General features: G+C 47.8%; 12 protein-coding genes. 8 read left to right on the forward strand and 4 right to left on the reverse strand.

What is annotated here, in order from left to right:
- The first annotated feature begins 1 nt into the window (after position 1).
- Both AC0QH1_RS21385 and AC0QH1_RS21390 read left to right on the forward strand, forming a co-directional pair.
- Positions 2 to 820 carry an MAE_28990/MAE_18760 family HEPN-like nuclease gene (locus AC0QH1_RS21385; RefSeq protein WP_324633346.1) on the forward strand — a complete coding sequence of 273 codons (819 nt, stop codon included), beginning with the start codon at positions 2 to 4 and terminating at the stop codon, positions 818 to 820.
- 72 nt (positions 821 to 892) lie between these two features.
- Positions 893 to 1,063 (forward strand): hypothetical protein, encoded by a 171-nt coding sequence (locus AC0QH1_RS21390; protein ID WP_324633347.1) that lies wholly within the window; start codon positions 893 to 895, stop codon positions 1,061 to 1,063.
- A 171-nt stretch (positions 1,064 to 1,234) separates the two neighbouring features.
- Here the strand turns inward: AC0QH1_RS21390 and AC0QH1_RS21395 are convergent, their stop codons facing one another.
- Positions 1,235 to 2,134 carry an SGNH/GDSL hydrolase family protein gene (locus tag AC0QH1_RS21395; protein WP_324633348.1) on the reverse strand — a complete coding sequence of 300 codons (900 nt, stop codon included), beginning with the start codon at positions 2,132 to 2,134 and terminating at the stop codon, positions 1,235 to 1,237.
- Between the two features lie 878 nt (positions 2,135 to 3,012).
- On the opposite strand from AC0QH1_RS21395, the gene AC0QH1_RS21400 reads away from it, so the two are divergent.
- Positions 3,013 to 4,404: a glycoside hydrolase 100 family protein gene (locus AC0QH1_RS21400; protein ID WP_324633349.1), complete on the forward strand. Its 1,392-nt coding sequence runs from the start codon at positions 3,013 to 3,015 to the stop codon at positions 4,402 to 4,404.
- A 106-nt stretch (positions 4,405 to 4,510) separates the two neighbouring features.
- On the opposite strand, the gene AC0QH1_RS21405 is transcribed toward AC0QH1_RS21400, so the two are convergent.
- Positions 4,511 to 5,542 (reverse strand): hypothetical protein, encoded by a 1,032-nt coding sequence (locus tag AC0QH1_RS21405; protein ID WP_324633350.1) that lies wholly within the window; start codon positions 5,540 to 5,542, stop codon positions 4,511 to 4,513.
- Between the two features lie 368 nt (positions 5,543 to 5,910).
- On the opposite strand from AC0QH1_RS21405, the gene AC0QH1_RS21410 reads away from it, so the two are divergent.
- The gene (locus AC0QH1_RS21410) at positions 5,911 to 6,474 is read left to right on the forward strand and encodes a glycine-rich domain-containing protein (protein WP_324633351.1); all 564 of its coding nucleotides are present in this window, start codon (positions 5,911 to 5,913) and stop codon (positions 6,472 to 6,474) included.
- 79 nt (positions 6,475 to 6,553) lie between these two features.
- On the opposite strand, the gene AC0QH1_RS21415 is transcribed toward AC0QH1_RS21410, so the two are convergent.
- Together AC0QH1_RS21415 and AC0QH1_RS21420 are read right to left on the reverse strand one after the other, a co-directional pair.
- Positions 6,554 to 7,609 carry a tetratricopeptide repeat protein gene (locus tag AC0QH1_RS21415; RefSeq protein ID WP_324633352.1) on the reverse strand — a complete coding sequence of 352 codons (1,056 nt, stop codon included), beginning with the start codon at positions 7,607 to 7,609 and terminating at the stop codon, positions 6,554 to 6,556.
- The gene (locus tag AC0QH1_RS21420; protein WP_324633353.1) at positions 7,524 to 8,933 is read right to left on the reverse strand and encodes an NB-ARC domain-containing protein; all 1,410 of its coding nucleotides are present in this window, start codon (positions 8,931 to 8,933) and stop codon (positions 7,524 to 7,526) included. The genes AC0QH1_RS21415 and AC0QH1_RS21420 overlap by 86 nt, the downstream gene beginning before the upstream one ends.
- Positions 8,934 to 9,728: 795 nt before the next feature.
- On the opposite strand from AC0QH1_RS21420, the gene AC0QH1_RS21425 reads away from it, so the two are divergent.
- The 4 genes from AC0QH1_RS21425 to AC0QH1_RS21440 all read left to right on the forward strand — a co-directional run bounded on the left by AC0QH1_RS21425 (position 9,729) and on the right by AC0QH1_RS21440 (position 14,024).
- Positions 9,729 to 10,250, forward strand: coding sequence for a COP23 domain-containing protein (locus AC0QH1_RS21425; RefSeq protein ID WP_324633354.1), 522 nt, complete (start codon positions 9,729 to 9,731; stop codon positions 10,248 to 10,250).
- Between the two features lie 117 nt (positions 10,251 to 10,367).
- Positions 10,368 to 11,291 (forward strand): S1 family peptidase, encoded by a 924-nt coding sequence (locus AC0QH1_RS21430; protein WP_324633358.1) that lies wholly within the window; start codon positions 10,368 to 10,370, stop codon positions 11,289 to 11,291.
- Between the two features lie 74 nt (positions 11,292 to 11,365).
- Positions 11,366 to 13,366, forward strand: a complete 2,001-nt coding sequence (locus AC0QH1_RS21435; RefSeq protein WP_324633355.1) for a S8 family peptidase — start codon at positions 11,366 to 11,368, stop codon at positions 13,364 to 13,366.
- 160 nt (positions 13,367 to 13,526) lie between these two features.
- Positions 13,527 to 14,024 (forward strand): tetratricopeptide repeat protein, encoded by a 498-nt coding sequence (locus AC0QH1_RS21440; RefSeq protein WP_324633356.1) that lies wholly within the window; start codon positions 13,527 to 13,529, stop codon positions 14,022 to 14,024.
- Positions 14,025 to 14,543: the final 519 nt, after the last annotated feature.

The raw sequence follows: 14,543 nt of genomic DNA on the forward strand, positions 1-14,543 counted from the left end.
GATGTTCAAACAGCTTCTCGACACTGTTACCGCTAATATTACCACGATTCGTGCTGTTGTTCAGACGAATGAAACCCTAAGAGCGATCGCATTTAAAAAAAGCAGCACTTTCAGCGCGCAAGTCCAAGACAACAAAGAAGACCTTAGCACTCTCCTTAACGGCGTCCCAGATAGAACACAATGGCGAATTTACGACCATTGTGCTGTGGTGATTCGCTTATATGCGATTTACGAACGCTTCGTTGAAGATTTAATTTCCGAGTGGTTGAGAGACTTACCAAACCTCGTGCCAAATTATTCCAATTTGGAAGACAGAGTGCAAAACACGCATCGGGAAGGCGTGGGACGGTTGTTACTCGAACTCCGCAAGAATAGATTTCAACATCTTTCTATGAAGGACATCTTGCACGGGCTATATCAGGGAATGGCCGGCGATCGCGACTACCAGCTAATCCCAGAGGCGTTTCTCTTCCACGAGCAAAATTTACGAAAAGAGGTGTTAGATAAAATGTTCGCCGATGCAGGCATCCCGAATGCTTGGACATGGGTAAAAAATTATCGAACAATCAAGCAATTTGTGGAGAAGAGTCGGGGAAGTCAGAACACTGCAGAAGCCGAACTCAAGCAACTGATACAGTATCGCAATGACGCAGCACATGGAGCGGAAGTGTCTCAAATTTTGAGTTCTCAAGAACTCCTAGATCTGGGTGAATTTGTGACGGCATTGTGTGAGGCATTAGCCGAGCTAGTCACCTATCGCGTAGTAATGCAGCAAACCACCACGAAAAAAGCCAGAGAAATTGGAACAATTGGAGAATAGTTTAACAAACCTCGAGCCGCAGTCGCCACCCTTCAAAAAGTCACCTTATCTTTAGGAAACGAGGTTTTTCTGGTGAATGAAAACTTAGCTTACTGCAAATTGGCTAGGATAGAAAGCCTGAAAATTAACGACATTTCGCAAAATGAGGTAAAAATCGAAAGCGAACAAGAGGTGGGTATTCAGTTTAACACTGATGCGAGAAAAGGATTAAAAATGTATGTACGATCGCCCCCGGAGGAATAGCTTGAATAACTACCTCTACCAACTTCCTAAAACGCGATCGAGAACCACCGCCAGCAGGCCCAGGGCATTCCCAGTGCCTGCATTTCACCTGTATCATTCCTGCATGAAAAACGGGATGACTCAGCGTAGGTGGAATTAGCCTCTCTAAGACTAATTTCGATCGCCCCCTTTTTACGCTTCCCGCTTGCGTTTGCGGAGCATACCCATACCGAACAGACCGACTCCGAATAGACTGAATGTCGCCGTAGGTTCGGGCACCGAAACCGCACCATCATCGGCATGATTTCCATCCGCGATCGCCTCTGTATCGGTACTGTTTGAATCGCCCGCCGCCACCATACTATCATACCATGCCAAAGCTAATTTATTATAACCTTCTTCGGTTAAATGAACGCCATCGGATAAATCGTCGTTACTCCACAAATCCCGAGTATCTACAAAATTAATATTTTTGCCTCCCTCGCGCTTTTGTGCTACCAATTCCGGGATGAGATTATTGAAATCCTCCACTTCATCCGCTGACTTCGCCCACTTATACTCTAACGGCGGAAGGGCACTGACAAACACTGAAGTATCCGGCGAAGCATTGTAAATTTCATCCAGCAGTCTCCCCATTTCATTGCGGGTTTCTTCCGCAGTGGTTTCTTGAAAGATAAAATCATTCGTACCTGCCATGAAAGCGATCGCATCCGGATTCGCAGCACTTACCCAGTCGCTGACATTGGGAAGAAGCTGATAATCTGGCTCGTAAGTCGCCCCTTCGATCGCATATCCGCCATGACCCTCGTGATTGCGGTCAAAAGCATAGGGTTTATCCCAATCATCGGGCGGATTTCTTCTCTCGCTTCCCACAAAATCTACCGCATAGTCGTTTTCATTAAACAATTCCCACAAATCGTCCCGATATCCGGCGCGATCGCTTCCTTTACCCCGGGTGTTTGAGTCCCCCAACGGCATCAGTTTTAGGGGATTTGAGCTATTTAAAGAAAAGGCGATCGCGGGAGATTGAATCATCCCGACCCCAGCTAAAATGGCGCAAGCGGCTGTTAGGGCTTTGTGAAGTTTTTTCATGTTTCAATACCTCTTTCAAAATTAAAATTAACGACAATCTATTCACCGATCGCAGCTTGGCATAAATTGCGATCGCAGTGGGTTTAAAAAATAAGTAACCAGCCACCTTCAATGATGGCGGATTCAGGAATTAACCACAGGTATCGGCGCTAAGCGCGATGCCCAGTGGCGAGTTTCCCACCCGCACTGCTTCCTGGCTTATACATCAGTGTGGTCTAGATTGGGTACTCGTTGCATCTGTCTTTGTGTGGAATTGCCAGAAATTGTCCTTTTCCACAGCATCAACCGATAGAAAGGGATCTGCGAAAATCCCCTACTGATTTCCCAGCCATTTCCCGCCCCGCACAAAACGCCCTGACTGTCAATGTTCTCCCGAGGTAAAAATTCCTTTGCGTTTGACTCTCCATAGAAAGATTTTTCCCCGCTTTCCGGTGGACTGCATCCGGGAAACCGCCCCGTACATCAATCGCCGTGGCTGGGATTTGTTCCCCTCGCACTTTAAAGTTTTGATATAGTTTATCGGAAAAATTGGCGATCGCTTCACATAAACTTTAAAAAACTTGTCAGAGGTGTGAAGCACAGAGATTGAAAATTGAGAATTGAGTCACTTTGGAATGGTGAGTGCCCCTCTCCTCCCCCGCGATCGTCCAACTCCACCCGCCCCCAGGGCCACGCCACGCCACTGACACTGTTATCCCAGACTGAACCAACCACAAACCCCCAGTCAGACATTGAATCTGGGAACCCGAGAACCTTCTCAATCCTCAATTCATAATTCTTAATTGCCCTGTGGCTCCAGAACGGGTAAAATTAGGATAGGCGATCGCACCCCTGCGAACCTTCCGTACTTTTGTCTCCCAGGAATCTCAACCCAAACCATGAAACCCGAAACTCCCCTAGTTCAAGACGCGCAAAAACTGCTAGAACAATCGATTATTTACTATCAAGGGCACCCGGTGGGTACCGTAGCGGCCCGCGATCCGGATATCGCACCCCTCAACTACGATCAATGCTTTATCCGCGATTTTGTTCCCTCTGCGTTGCTGTTTTTAATCCAGGGAAAAACCGAAATCGTCCGCAATTTTCTCGCCCACACCCTGGCGTTGCAACAACGGGACAAGCAAATGGACTGTTACGAACCCGGACCGGGTTTGATGCCCGCCAGTTTTAAAGTCATGGGTAAAGAGTCCGAACAATATTTAATTGCCGACTTCGGACATCACGCGATTGGTAGAGTTCCCCCCGTGGATTCCTGTTTGTGGTGGATAATTCTCCTGCGCGCTTATGTGAAAGCGACCGGCGATACCGCCCTTGCTCATCAACCGGAATTTCAAAAAGGGGTGAAATACATTTTAGAAATGTGTTTGGTGCCTCGCTTTGAAATGTTTCCCACTTTGTTAGTTCCCGACGGTGCATTTATGATTGACCGTCGGATGGGAGTTTACGGGCATCCTTTAGAAATTCAATCCTTATTTTATGCGGGACTGCGGGCCGCCCGCGAATTGATACTTCCCGATGCGGAAGGCAGTGATTATATTTCCGGCATTAACAAGCGGTTGGGCGGGTTTGTATTCCACATTCGCGAATATTATTGGCTCGATATCAAGCGCTTAAATCAAATTCATCGCTTCAAGGGAGATGAATTTGGCGCAGTGGCGGTGAATAAGTTTAATATATATCCCGAGTCGATTCCCTACTGGGTCACGGAATGGATTCCCGATAAAGGCGGGTATTTGGCGGGAAATCTCGGTCCGGGTCAGTTGGATTTCCGATTTTTTACCTTGGGAAACTTGATGTCTGTTATGGGGTCTTTGGCTAGCGATCGCCAAATGCAAGCCATCATGGACCTCATCGAACAGCGGTGGGGCGATTTAGTGGGAAGAATGCCGATGAAAATTTGCTTTCCCGCCGTAGAAGATATAGAATGGAAAATCATCACCGGTTCCGACCCGAAAAATCCACCCTGGTCTTATCATAACGGAGGCAGTTGGCCGGTTCTCCTGTGGCTGTTAGTCGCCGTCGCACAAAAAACCGGCAGAACTCATCTGGCACAAAAAGCGATCGCGATCGCCGAAAAGCGCCTGCAAAACGACGAATGGCCCGAATATTACGACGGGAAAAACGGTCGGTTGATTGGCAGAGAAGCGCGATGCTATCAAACCTGGACGATCGCCGGCTATTTATTAGCCAAAGCCCTGATGGAAAAACCAGATTATCTTTTGTTAGTTAACTTCGATGAAGATACCGAAGCCCAAGCTTGTGCGATTTAATATCATGTCCGGTCAATTGCCAATCAAAATAGCCCGCGCAGGCGGGCTTGGGCTTGGTTGGTTTACCACACCCTTGGTGCGGGGCTTTTTATACCTTACGCTCCAGTCAATCCACCAAACCCGATCGCACCGTTACTCTCATTTCTGTAGCATCAATTTCAAAGTTTACAATCTTCTGGGAATCAAAGCTGCTGTATTTAGTTGCCGCTCTATATTTATCCTCGCACACAATTTGAAAAATTCGATTAACATCTATATCTAGATTGGCCAATAAATTAAACGCCTTGAGCGGCTGGGAAAATCGGCTTTGAATCTCGGGAAACGCTTGGCTAATCCCTTCCAGGAATTTTGCTTGCGGGACCGAGCAGTTGCTCACCCACACATCGGAGACGCTCAACTGCAATTTACCCTCGCCGTCGAGGCTCAAGTCAAAGCTGTAGCGCAATTTCCCATCAACATCCACCCACTTCAAATAGTTCCCTTTCTGGTAAATCTCTTTAGGAAAGATGAGTTTAAACGGACCTCGCAATGCCCGGGGCACATCCTCTCTAAATTGCCCTTTCCAATTCGCCGAAATGTGCAAACCGCCATCGATCGCCACCTCGGAGATTTCCTCAATATAGATGCGATTGTAATCCGTACTTTTCACCTGGAGCAAATGCGGTGGATTTTTCGGCGATCGCTGCTTTAATTTATCCTTAATCCGCCACTGAAAATCACTGGCAATTTCCAACGTCACGTTCTCCCCACCTTCTGTGAGACCCTGGTTCTTGTCTTGGTGGTAGCCTTTCTTCATCAAGGCAGGCATTACCTTATGCCACTCTAGTTTTTGACCGTTGTTGCCAGACTTACCATTGCCATTCGGATCCGCTTCCATGTCTAGGTCTAAAAGATCCTTAAGCCCAGGATACAGATTGCTTGACAATGCCGTTCTCACCGTTCCGGCGCTGCGGTGGGTTTCCTCAGCTATTTCTTTGGAGCTATAGCCCACCAGCAGCAAATAGAGATAGAGTTGTTCCGTCTCGGACAGTTCTTTGCCCCTCACTTCTCCTAAGTCAGTCAATAGCCGTTCCACGTCCCATAACTCAGAGGCTTTTTCCTCATAAGAGTCGAATAAATCTTCCTTGTGGTTTGTCATCACACCAGACCTGCGAAATGATTAGCGAAATCAGAGCCTTTCTCAAATGGAAGCGACCCGTGGAGTGATAAACCCCATAACGGTTCGAGCGTCAATATTGGCTGCGGGTTCGGGATCCGCACCGCATCACCTGGAATTCCAGGGGGTGGGGCGGATTGGCGCTCCGTTTCCCGGCAACACTGACTTTTCCCCCTCCGGCTCGGTCCAGTTTAGCAAAGTCAACTAACACTTGTCACGGAAAAAGCCAAAAATCCCCGATCGCTGTCAGTTCCCGCTGAGCGCTTCTCCTCAGTACGTTGGAAATGTGGAAAACACAGCAGTTGGCCAACTCGCTTTTCCCAGGTTTAGCTCTTTAGCGAGGAGATTGCATGATGTCCCTGAACAAGCATCAAAAACCCGCCCGTCCCCTACTGCAAAAGTTTGCCAATCGGGCAAAAAACCTCGATTTCGGCCCGATCGCCTATAAACTGATGGCAAACGGATGGACCCGAGAACAAACCATTAAAGCGATCGGCCTGTATCTGATGTTTTTGGGTTTGATTTACCTCTATCCCAATCGGCAAATCATCCCCACCCCAGAAATCGATGCCGTCTGGCACCAGCATATCCTTGATACTAGCAAATACGCCGAAGACTGCGATCGCCTTTTTGGGCGCTTCGTTCACCATTTTCCCTACTTTGGGCAACGCGGCGAGAGCGATCGCGACAACCTGTACCTGGCGTTTGCCGAAACCAAAACCCTCTTCCAGGAATACTTCGGCGTGGAATTGCTCGCGCAAACCCAGTCCAACAGCGACGAGGAAGAGACCACTCCCCAACCGGCGGATTGCGAACCCCTGGGCGACTCCAAGGCGGATCGTCCCCGAGTGGAACTCGACTTCGCCGAAGTCTGGGCCGCCTTACCCGGCGATCGCGGTGAATTGGTGGGATAAAGTACGTTACTGTAGGGTGGGCATTGCCCAGAAGCTTGCAGATAACCAGCTAGCTGTCAGCCGCAATGCCCAGCCCACTCTACTGACGCATCCCACCGAGTAATTCCTGGGTTTCTTTGGCTTCGGTTATCATGCCTAAATCCTGGAATGTTGCCAAGGCTTTGCGGGCGAGGTTTTCCGCTTTGAAGGAATTGCCCCGCCCGGATTCTACCTTAGCGATCGCCCGCTGACAGAAGGCAATCCGGCAATTATCTTTTTTTTCTCTGGCTACAGCCAGACATTCTAATAATAACGATTCAGCGCGGTCAAAATTTTTTTCTTGAATTGCCACGTGAGCTAACCAGTCTTTAATTAAAAATTCCGCTCGCTGCCAGGAAAGAGAGAGAGCTAAATCCAGTGCGGTTTGAAAGGTAGTTTTGGCGGTTTGGTACTGATAGATTTTATAATAAATTTCCCCTTCACAATATAAAAGACGAATCCGGAAACGGGTGGCGTCCCGTGGTGTCAAAGTAAGGTTTCCTGTAGAGTCGGGGATTCCCTTTGCTTTGTCGAGCAGTTTTTCACCTCGTTCGAGCCAGTGTAAAGCATTGTCAAATTGCTGCTGTTCCACCCGCAAAGCGGCAATGCAGATTGCTAAATCTAACTGTTTGCTTAATTCGCGATACTCTCGCAATTCCCAAGCGCGGGCAAAAATGGCATCAGCAGCTTCTAGATGTTTTTTTTGACCTTTGAGGACCAGTTTCCAGCCTTGCTCGCGCATCACCTCTACCGCTGTAGACCAGTCTTGATGCTGTTGGGCAGCTTGGACCAGCCACTGTTCCCATGCGAGGGGGATTCGCCAATAACTGAGGCGATCGCTTTGGCGTCCTTGGGTATAGTTATAAGATTTTACCTGTCGCCAAAAATAGAGTACGTCCGCATATCGCTTTTGGGCGATACACCATTCGATGACCTCGATCAGAGTGTCCCATTCCGCCTCTATCTCGGAAAAATCCTCCCATTCCTTGCTATCTTTGCCCCCGTAGTCGGCCACAAATTGCCGATACCAGCTAACCCAGCGACACCGGGATTTTTCCTCGAATTGGGGACGGGCTTTCACTTCCGCCAGGGCATACCCCCGGGTCAGGGGCAGCATCTCGTATCGCTCCAGGCGGTTTTTTTTTAACCAGAGAAAGTTGCAGCAACTTCGCGAAACTTTCGCGGTCTGCCACCGAAGCCACATAACAAATCGCCTCGAATAACGCCGGTTTCGAAAAGATAGCCGCCGCCATCAGCAGGCGATGGGGGGGCTGTTCTCGCAAAGGTGCCACGGAGCTTTCAAAGCAAAAACGAGTCAAATCGTCCCGGTTGCCCGTATCCAAGCGCGCCAACACATCGGCCAAGAAATAGCCTGCCCCCAGTTGACCGATGGTATAGACGATCGCCCCAGGAATACCGCCGGTTTTTTGGTATAATAGTTCACAGTTTTCGGGATGAAGGTGGATGTTTTTTTCTGTGGCTTGCTGGAGGATGAGTCGCTTGGCATCCGCTTGAGAGAGGGATTCCAGATGGAGGGTAAAATCCAAGGGGGCATGTTCCCGGCTGGTGACCACCACTTTGACGCTGGCCGGCAGCTCGTACAAGAACGAGCAAACATGTTCCAGGTCTTCGAGGGTTTCGAGATTATCTACGATTAACAACACTCGGCGATCGGCCAAGCTCTCTTGAATTTGCTCGAATTGACCATCGAAATCCGCTTCTAGGATATCGGGACGCTCTAGGACCCGGCAAATCTTGCGGAAAATATCCCCCAACGTGCGCTCTCGCTTCAGACGGGGTAAAATGCGATCGCCCGCCAGTCGATAGGGTTGCGCCGAGGTAAACACGATCGCCTCAAACTGATGGGTATTTAAGCAGCGATAGGCGGCTTCTAACACCAGGGTGGTTTTGCCCACCCCCCCGATTCCTTCGACACTGATACGATAGACCGAATTATGGGGCGAGAGGAGGTCGAGCAAGTACCTTAGTTGTTCTTCGTAACCGAAAAAGACCCGATGCGAGGGTGTGGGTAGATTTTGATAGCAGATAGGATCCGGCGGCGGAGACTTCCCGGGGGGAGGTTCCCAGGTGAGGGCGAATTCCTGGGAATTCCTTTCCACATTGGGGATATTCTCTGGGGAGAATATCTGCAGGAGATATCGAGAAAGCTCCTTTTTTCGCAGGTTGTTCGCCTTGGGGCGGAGATGGCCCGCATCTTTGAAGGTTTGCGTGAGTCGCTTTCGCAGTTGATAGGAGACACATCGTTTGAGATAATCTACATTTTGGCCGATGTGAAAGCGATCGCGGATTTCCTGGTAGCTGAGGTCTTCCAGCATCCCTTGGAGAAGCAATTTTTCCATCTCCTCTAACCCTTTACCGGTCTGAGTTTCCATAAACTCATCTGTGAGCTTCACAAGTCGGCAGGCGGCTTCAGTATCCATAGGTCATTGAGGGCACAATACGGTGGACGAACGTGACAGTCGATGGCACTACATCCATTCACTCTCCCCTCTCCCTTTCAGATAGACGGTTCCTCCCGCCCCCACGGAAAGTCAGATAGTATTTATCCTCGAGGAATTGTGAAATGGATGATATCCACCCACTGAAGAACATTATGACCCATCGAAACCAAAAAATAAACCCCTAACGTCGAAACCTCGGCAACCCCCCAACGTGAGTCCAGGAGCGGACGGGTGACTCCCTGGTTCCCACCCATTCGCTCCCCCCACCCCGAACCTTCTGCCTCTCCAGGATTGACCTTTTGACCCGATCGCCCTGCGGAAGGGGGCAGATTGGATGAACTATATGAACAATATGAACTAAAAATTGGCGGAAATTGTTGACCTTTATGAATTGACAGGGGGGGTGGGGGGGTTTAGATTAGAAGTCAATGATTTGTTAAGAAACCGCCAGTGAAGCACCAAAACATCAGAGACGAGATATCGGTTAGCCAAGGTTCCGCCAAGGCAATCTACCGCTTCGGGCCTGTGGGCTACCGTTTCGATTTGATTCTTCACTGGTCGGAAGGGGTCATCAGAAAGGAAGTGTGTGCCCCATTCGAGGTGGCTAGTTAAGCTTATTGGATAATGTTATGGTCAGCATCGGACTCTTTCTATGGTTTTGGCCGAGGGTGATACAAGCTTAATAGCATTAATCGGTCTATCGGGGCGATCGCTGTCACTGGCTGTATCGGCGATCGAATTGATTGCAGTCATTCATTTATGGAGAATTTGAGAATGAAGTTCAAATCTATTGCTACGGCTTTATTGGGAGCTGTTGCCGCTTGCAGCACTATGGCGTTTAAAGCCGAAGCGCAATCAGTGAGCTTTGCGTGCGAAAATATAGGTGGCGAATGGCGCACTTATGCCGATGTCAATGGTCAAATGGCAAACAGTCCGATGATTCGTTGGACGACGACCCTTGGCGGCGGACAGTGGGATCCGGCAAGACGATGTCAAACAGTTACCCGGAAATTAAACTGGGAGGTTCGACGCAATGGAGGGACGATGGACGGCTTGTTTTGGAATGTTGGCCTCGTAAATAATAGTTTAGCCGTTTGTTTTGGTAATGTGCGAACGGGCCGACGCAGTTGCAATAGCAGAAATATGCTGTTCACTCTTAAACCAGAGAATGCGCGTGATGCAGGAACAGTCCTCACCAAATTGTACGGCGCTATAGAGGGATGGTCTACCGGGGCAATTACGGAAAGTAACAGTGATGCGGGTGCTGTGAACGCCTCAGACACATTAGGGTTTTAAGCATTGTAGTTTTCGTTCTTCTGCTCGCTGCTTTCATTAGCAGTGGGCAGAAGAGAACGGGCGTTGGACTCTCCAAATACGCCGCCCCATTGAAAGTGAGTAAAACAGTTGCAATTTATGACGGTGGGTTTATTCTCCAGCATTGTTTTTGTTTTGTCAGCCCCAATCGTTGTGTCGATTTTGAGTGGACTGTTGTCAAGCGCTTTCTTGGTTTCGCTCGACAACAAACAAACTCTATTGAACTCAACCTCTAGGCTCAATCCTGAGGAGTATCTTGCAATGCGAGATCGAGAAATTTCCTCGGTTCCAGTTATTGCACGGCAAGTCACTGTGCGGATTATTAGCTCTGGGGATGCGGGTTCCGGTGTAATTGTAAAACGGCAAGGTCAAACCTATACGGTTTTGACGAACCATCATGTACTCGCCTTTAATGCTGACAATCGGTACCGGGTTTTAACGGCTGATGGTAATACACATTCTGGGCAATGGAAATTTTCTGTTGATTTTGGAAATAGAGACCTAGCACTGTTGGAATTCACCAGTAATAATGATTACCAAGTTGTTGAGCTAGGAGATTCTAATACCGTTTCTGTTGGTGACTTGGTTTATGCTGCGGGATTTCCCAACTGGGCAGGTTCGAGTCCAAATTCGAGGAGACCCACTGAAAACACTCGGGATTGGGGGGAAAGAGCTTATGAGTTGACAACTGGCAGAGTGAAAATTCTATTAGAACTATCTCTTGCTAGAGGCTACCAAATGGGTTACAATAATAACATACAAAATGGAATGAGTGGCGGCCCGGTACTCGATCGCAGAGGTAGATTGATTGGAATTAATGGCCGTGCAAAATATCCCGTGGCTGGGATTAATGCCTATCGGTTTGAAGATGGCAGTCTACCATCAGCAGATTTATATCGAGACATGGAAGTATTAAGTTGGGCGATTCCCGTTGCTACATTCAAGGATGTAATCGAGCGATCGCTTGACTCTCTATCGTCAATTGGGGAGAAAGAGGGAATCTGGCAAAACGATTGGGAATAGGATTGCTACAGTCCCTTTTTTCTTCTCATCACCGTTTGATTGACCACATCAGTAAAAGCAACGCATTATCATTTATGCTAGACCTCAATACTATATTTGACGAAAGCTATTATCTCGCCCAAAACCCCGATGTATCGCAAGCAGTAGCAGTCGGTGCTTTCAGCAATGCACTAGAGCATTTTCTGAACTTCGGTCAATTTGAAAGACGAGATCCTAGCGCTCTGTTCGATACAGATTTTTATCTGGCATTGTACCCAGATGTGGAAGCCGCCGTGATGCAAGACGAAAGCATAACGGCAATCGACCATTTTCTCCAGTTTGGGCAGAGAGAGGGACTCGATCCGCTTGCCGAATTCGATACTCGATATTATCTGGACGAAAATCCAGATGTTGCAGCAGCCGTTGAGCGAGACGAACTCACGGGAATCCAACACTTCTTGTTATTCGGGCAATTTGAAGGTCGCAACCCTAATGATGAGTTTGATACGGCTTCTTACTTCCAACAAAATGGAGATGTTGCAGCAGCTACTTCAGGTAGCTTAAGTGCGATTCAACATTTCCTGGTCTTTGGAAAAAATGAGGGACGCCGATTCGAGGCGGTAGAGAACAATAAAGATTTATTACGGGCTGAAGATTTAGGTACGCTCGGCGAAACACCAATCTTTCAAAATTCCACTCCTGACTCTAGCAATATCTATCTTTTCACGCTGCCGAACAGTCGTAAGGTTACCATCGATTTTGATGGATTAACCGAGTTGGACAGCGTAAGTATTGGTCGGGATTTGGATCGGGATTTAATTATCGATGATTCAGAATTTTTGGCTGGTGAGATTCAACCACCTTTCAATAATGACGAAGAACCTATCATCAAAAAAATTGACACTACTGTGCTACCAGCAGGTACTTACTTTCTGCGAGTGAATACACCACCAGAAGGGGAAAATTCTAACTATAGCTTGAGTTTATCGGCTCAACCAGATAATCCGACTGTGGATTCCAATTTTGACCCAAACTTTGGTAAGGGTCTGGTGGATGCTAAACAAGCAATCGAGGGAGCGATCGGCAGTTCGATTTCTAGTGCCGAGCCGTTAACGTCGGCAAATGGAGAGAATTTTGAAGATTTGAACCGAATCAATGTGGCATCAGCGTGGGCTAATGGGTTTACAGGACAAGACATGGTAGTTGCCGTTATCGATAATGGCGTGGACTATAACCACCTTGATTTACAACGGAATATCTGGACAAATCCGGGGGAAATTTCCGGCAATGGAATCGATGATGACGGCAATGGCTATGTGGATGATATTCGGGGCTGGGATTTTGCTGATAATGATAACGACCCCATGCCGAAAGACTCGGAAAAAATTCACGGCACTCATGTTTCCGGAACCATTGCAGCGGGGAGAAATGGCGTGGGAACCACTGGAGTTGCTTATGAAGCACAAATTATGCCGTTAAAAACCGCATCTTCCAATCCAGAAGACTCCAACACTGGTAATTCTGCTATCCCTTCACTCGATGTGCCCGCCGTTTCAGAGGCAATCCGTTATGCTGCTGATAATGGAGCGAATATTATCAACGCCAGTTTGAGCTTGAACGATAATCATCCGGAAGAAGAAAGAGCCGAAATAGAAGATGCTATCGACTACGCTGTCTCTAAAGATGCGGTGGTTGTTTTAGCATCAGGCAATCAAGGAAGATCTGATACGAGATTTCCCGCATCCTTAGCCGCTTCCATCCCTGGAGTCATTGCTGTCGGTGCTGTAGATAATGAAGGTTTACAGGCGCAAATAAGCAATCTTCCTAGCATTAATAGAGAGACGAATTCCGATTTGAAATTCGTAGTCGCACCGGGAATAGATATTTTATCTACGAGCACAGGACGACAGTATGAAACTCTGGATGGTACTTCAATGGCAACTCCCCATGTTGCAGGTGTGGCAGCCCTCATCCGCCAAGCCAATCCCAATCTAACTCCTGTAGAAGTTGTCGATGTTCTCACCGGAGCCACCACCGTAGCAGGACTTACTCCTTTTGACCCTAGTCCTGATGAAGGCAGCATTATTGTAGCTTAGGGTAAAAGCATCGAGCGTTCTGCGTTCTAGTTTCATTCCGCTTTACGGAACAAAGGGTGCTTTTCCACCACTGGAAAACTTGCAGGCGATCGCTTTCATCGAGCTACTCAATGAACTCCATTGAGTTCCTCGTTCCATCTCCTTTAATTACTAACAGCCAATGACTTTTAATTTCACTTCCATCAACTTCTTGTCCCGTACCTTCGCCGGAACTGCAACCCTAGTGGCCATGTTAAGCATCCTTCCCGGAGTCGGGCAAGCCAAAACCACTCTACCCACTTCATCGGGGCAAAATTTCCCACAGGAAAACCCATCTCTGATTGACGAAAACACAATTGCCCAAGAAGGGTCAGAGTCCCTCTTAAATCAACTGGAAGAACCAGGAGAAATACTGGAAGAAGCAGCATTCTACGAGATGTTGGGCAATATGTACCTGGAAAACGAAGAGTATGAGAATGCTATTGGTATGTACAACAGCGCAATTGAAAGTCAATCGGAATATGCTGAGGCTTATATGGGTCGTGGAATAGCACGGGCGCGACTGGGAGATAAGTCAGGAGCGATTGAAGACTTGCGCCAAGCTGCCAGTTTGTTCCAGGACCAAGGAAACACCGAAGCCTATGAACAAGTTCAGCAGCTACTCAGTCAAGTCGAGTAAAATCCCTAGTGCTGGATAGCTTTTTCCCAGACATAGTTTTTCGGAGGGGGATTGCAAATCAATTGGTAGACTTGAAAAAGTCAGAAGGCCAATTTTGGTTTTGTAAGTAATTGGATGCATGAAACTAAAAACGATACTTTTGAGTTGGTTGGGTGCAACAGCGATTTTCGGTGCTGCATTCTTGCCTTCAAACGCCCAAAAAACCCCCTCTTTTACTACTCAGCCAATCGGTTGAAAAAAGATTTGAATGTGAATTAAAGCAGGGAAATTATTATACGGTATTAAATCGAAACGAGCGGAATTATCCAATTATTCAATGGACGAATAAAAACCTCAGCACTGACGTTCATGGGCTAGAATATAATTTAGATGAACGAACCGGTCCTCAGCCAGTGCCAGACCCAGAGCATCTCATCAATATGGTAGTGGGAATGTTTTGGCAAACGAGCGGGGGATTCCCTATCGAATTTCAGCGTTTGTGGTTTGTGTGGATGGAGAGCTTTGCGATCGCGAAAGTAT

It is taken from the genome of Phormidium sp. CCY1219 (genome assembly GCF_055795085.1).

Excerpts from the sequence above, each read along its gene's own strand:
- AC0QH1_RS21385 (WP_324633346.1), top strand. The coding sequence starts at position 2 with ATGTTCAAACAGCTTCTCGACACTGTTACCGCTAATATTACCACGATT.
- AC0QH1_RS21395 (WP_324633348.1), bottom strand. The coding sequence starts at position 2,134 with ATGAAAAAACTTCACAAAGCCCTAACAGCCGCTTGCGCCATTTTAGCT.
- AC0QH1_RS21400 (WP_324633349.1), top strand. The coding sequence starts at position 3,013 with ATGAAACCCGAAACTCCCCTAGTTCAAGACGCGCAAAAACTGCTAGAA.
- AC0QH1_RS21405 (WP_324633350.1), bottom strand. The coding sequence starts at position 5,542 with ATGACAAACCACAAGGAAGATTTATTCGACTCTTATGAGGAAAAAGCC.
- AC0QH1_RS21410 (WP_324633351.1), top strand. The coding sequence starts at position 5,911 with ATGATGTCCCTGAACAAGCATCAAAAACCCGCCCGTCCCCTACTGCAA.
- AC0QH1_RS21415 (WP_324633352.1), bottom strand. The coding sequence starts at position 7,609 with ATGCTGCCCCTGACCCGGGGGTATGCCCTGGCGGAAGTGAAAGCCCGT.
- AC0QH1_RS21420 (WP_324633353.1), bottom strand. The coding sequence starts at position 8,933 with ATGGATACTGAAGCCGCCTGCCGACTTGTGAAGCTCACAGATGAGTTT.
- AC0QH1_RS21425 (WP_324633354.1), top strand. The coding sequence starts at position 9,729 with ATGAAGTTCAAATCTATTGCTACGGCTTTATTGGGAGCTGTTGCCGCT.
- AC0QH1_RS21430 (WP_324633358.1), top strand. The coding sequence starts at position 10,368 with ATGACGGTGGGTTTATTCTCCAGCATTGTTTTTGTTTTGTCAGCCCCA.
- AC0QH1_RS21435 (WP_324633355.1), top strand. The coding sequence starts at position 11,366 with ATGCTAGACCTCAATACTATATTTGACGAAAGCTATTATCTCGCCCAA.
- AC0QH1_RS21440 (WP_324633356.1), top strand. The coding sequence starts at position 13,527 with ATGACTTTTAATTTCACTTCCATCAACTTCTTGTCCCGTACCTTCGCC.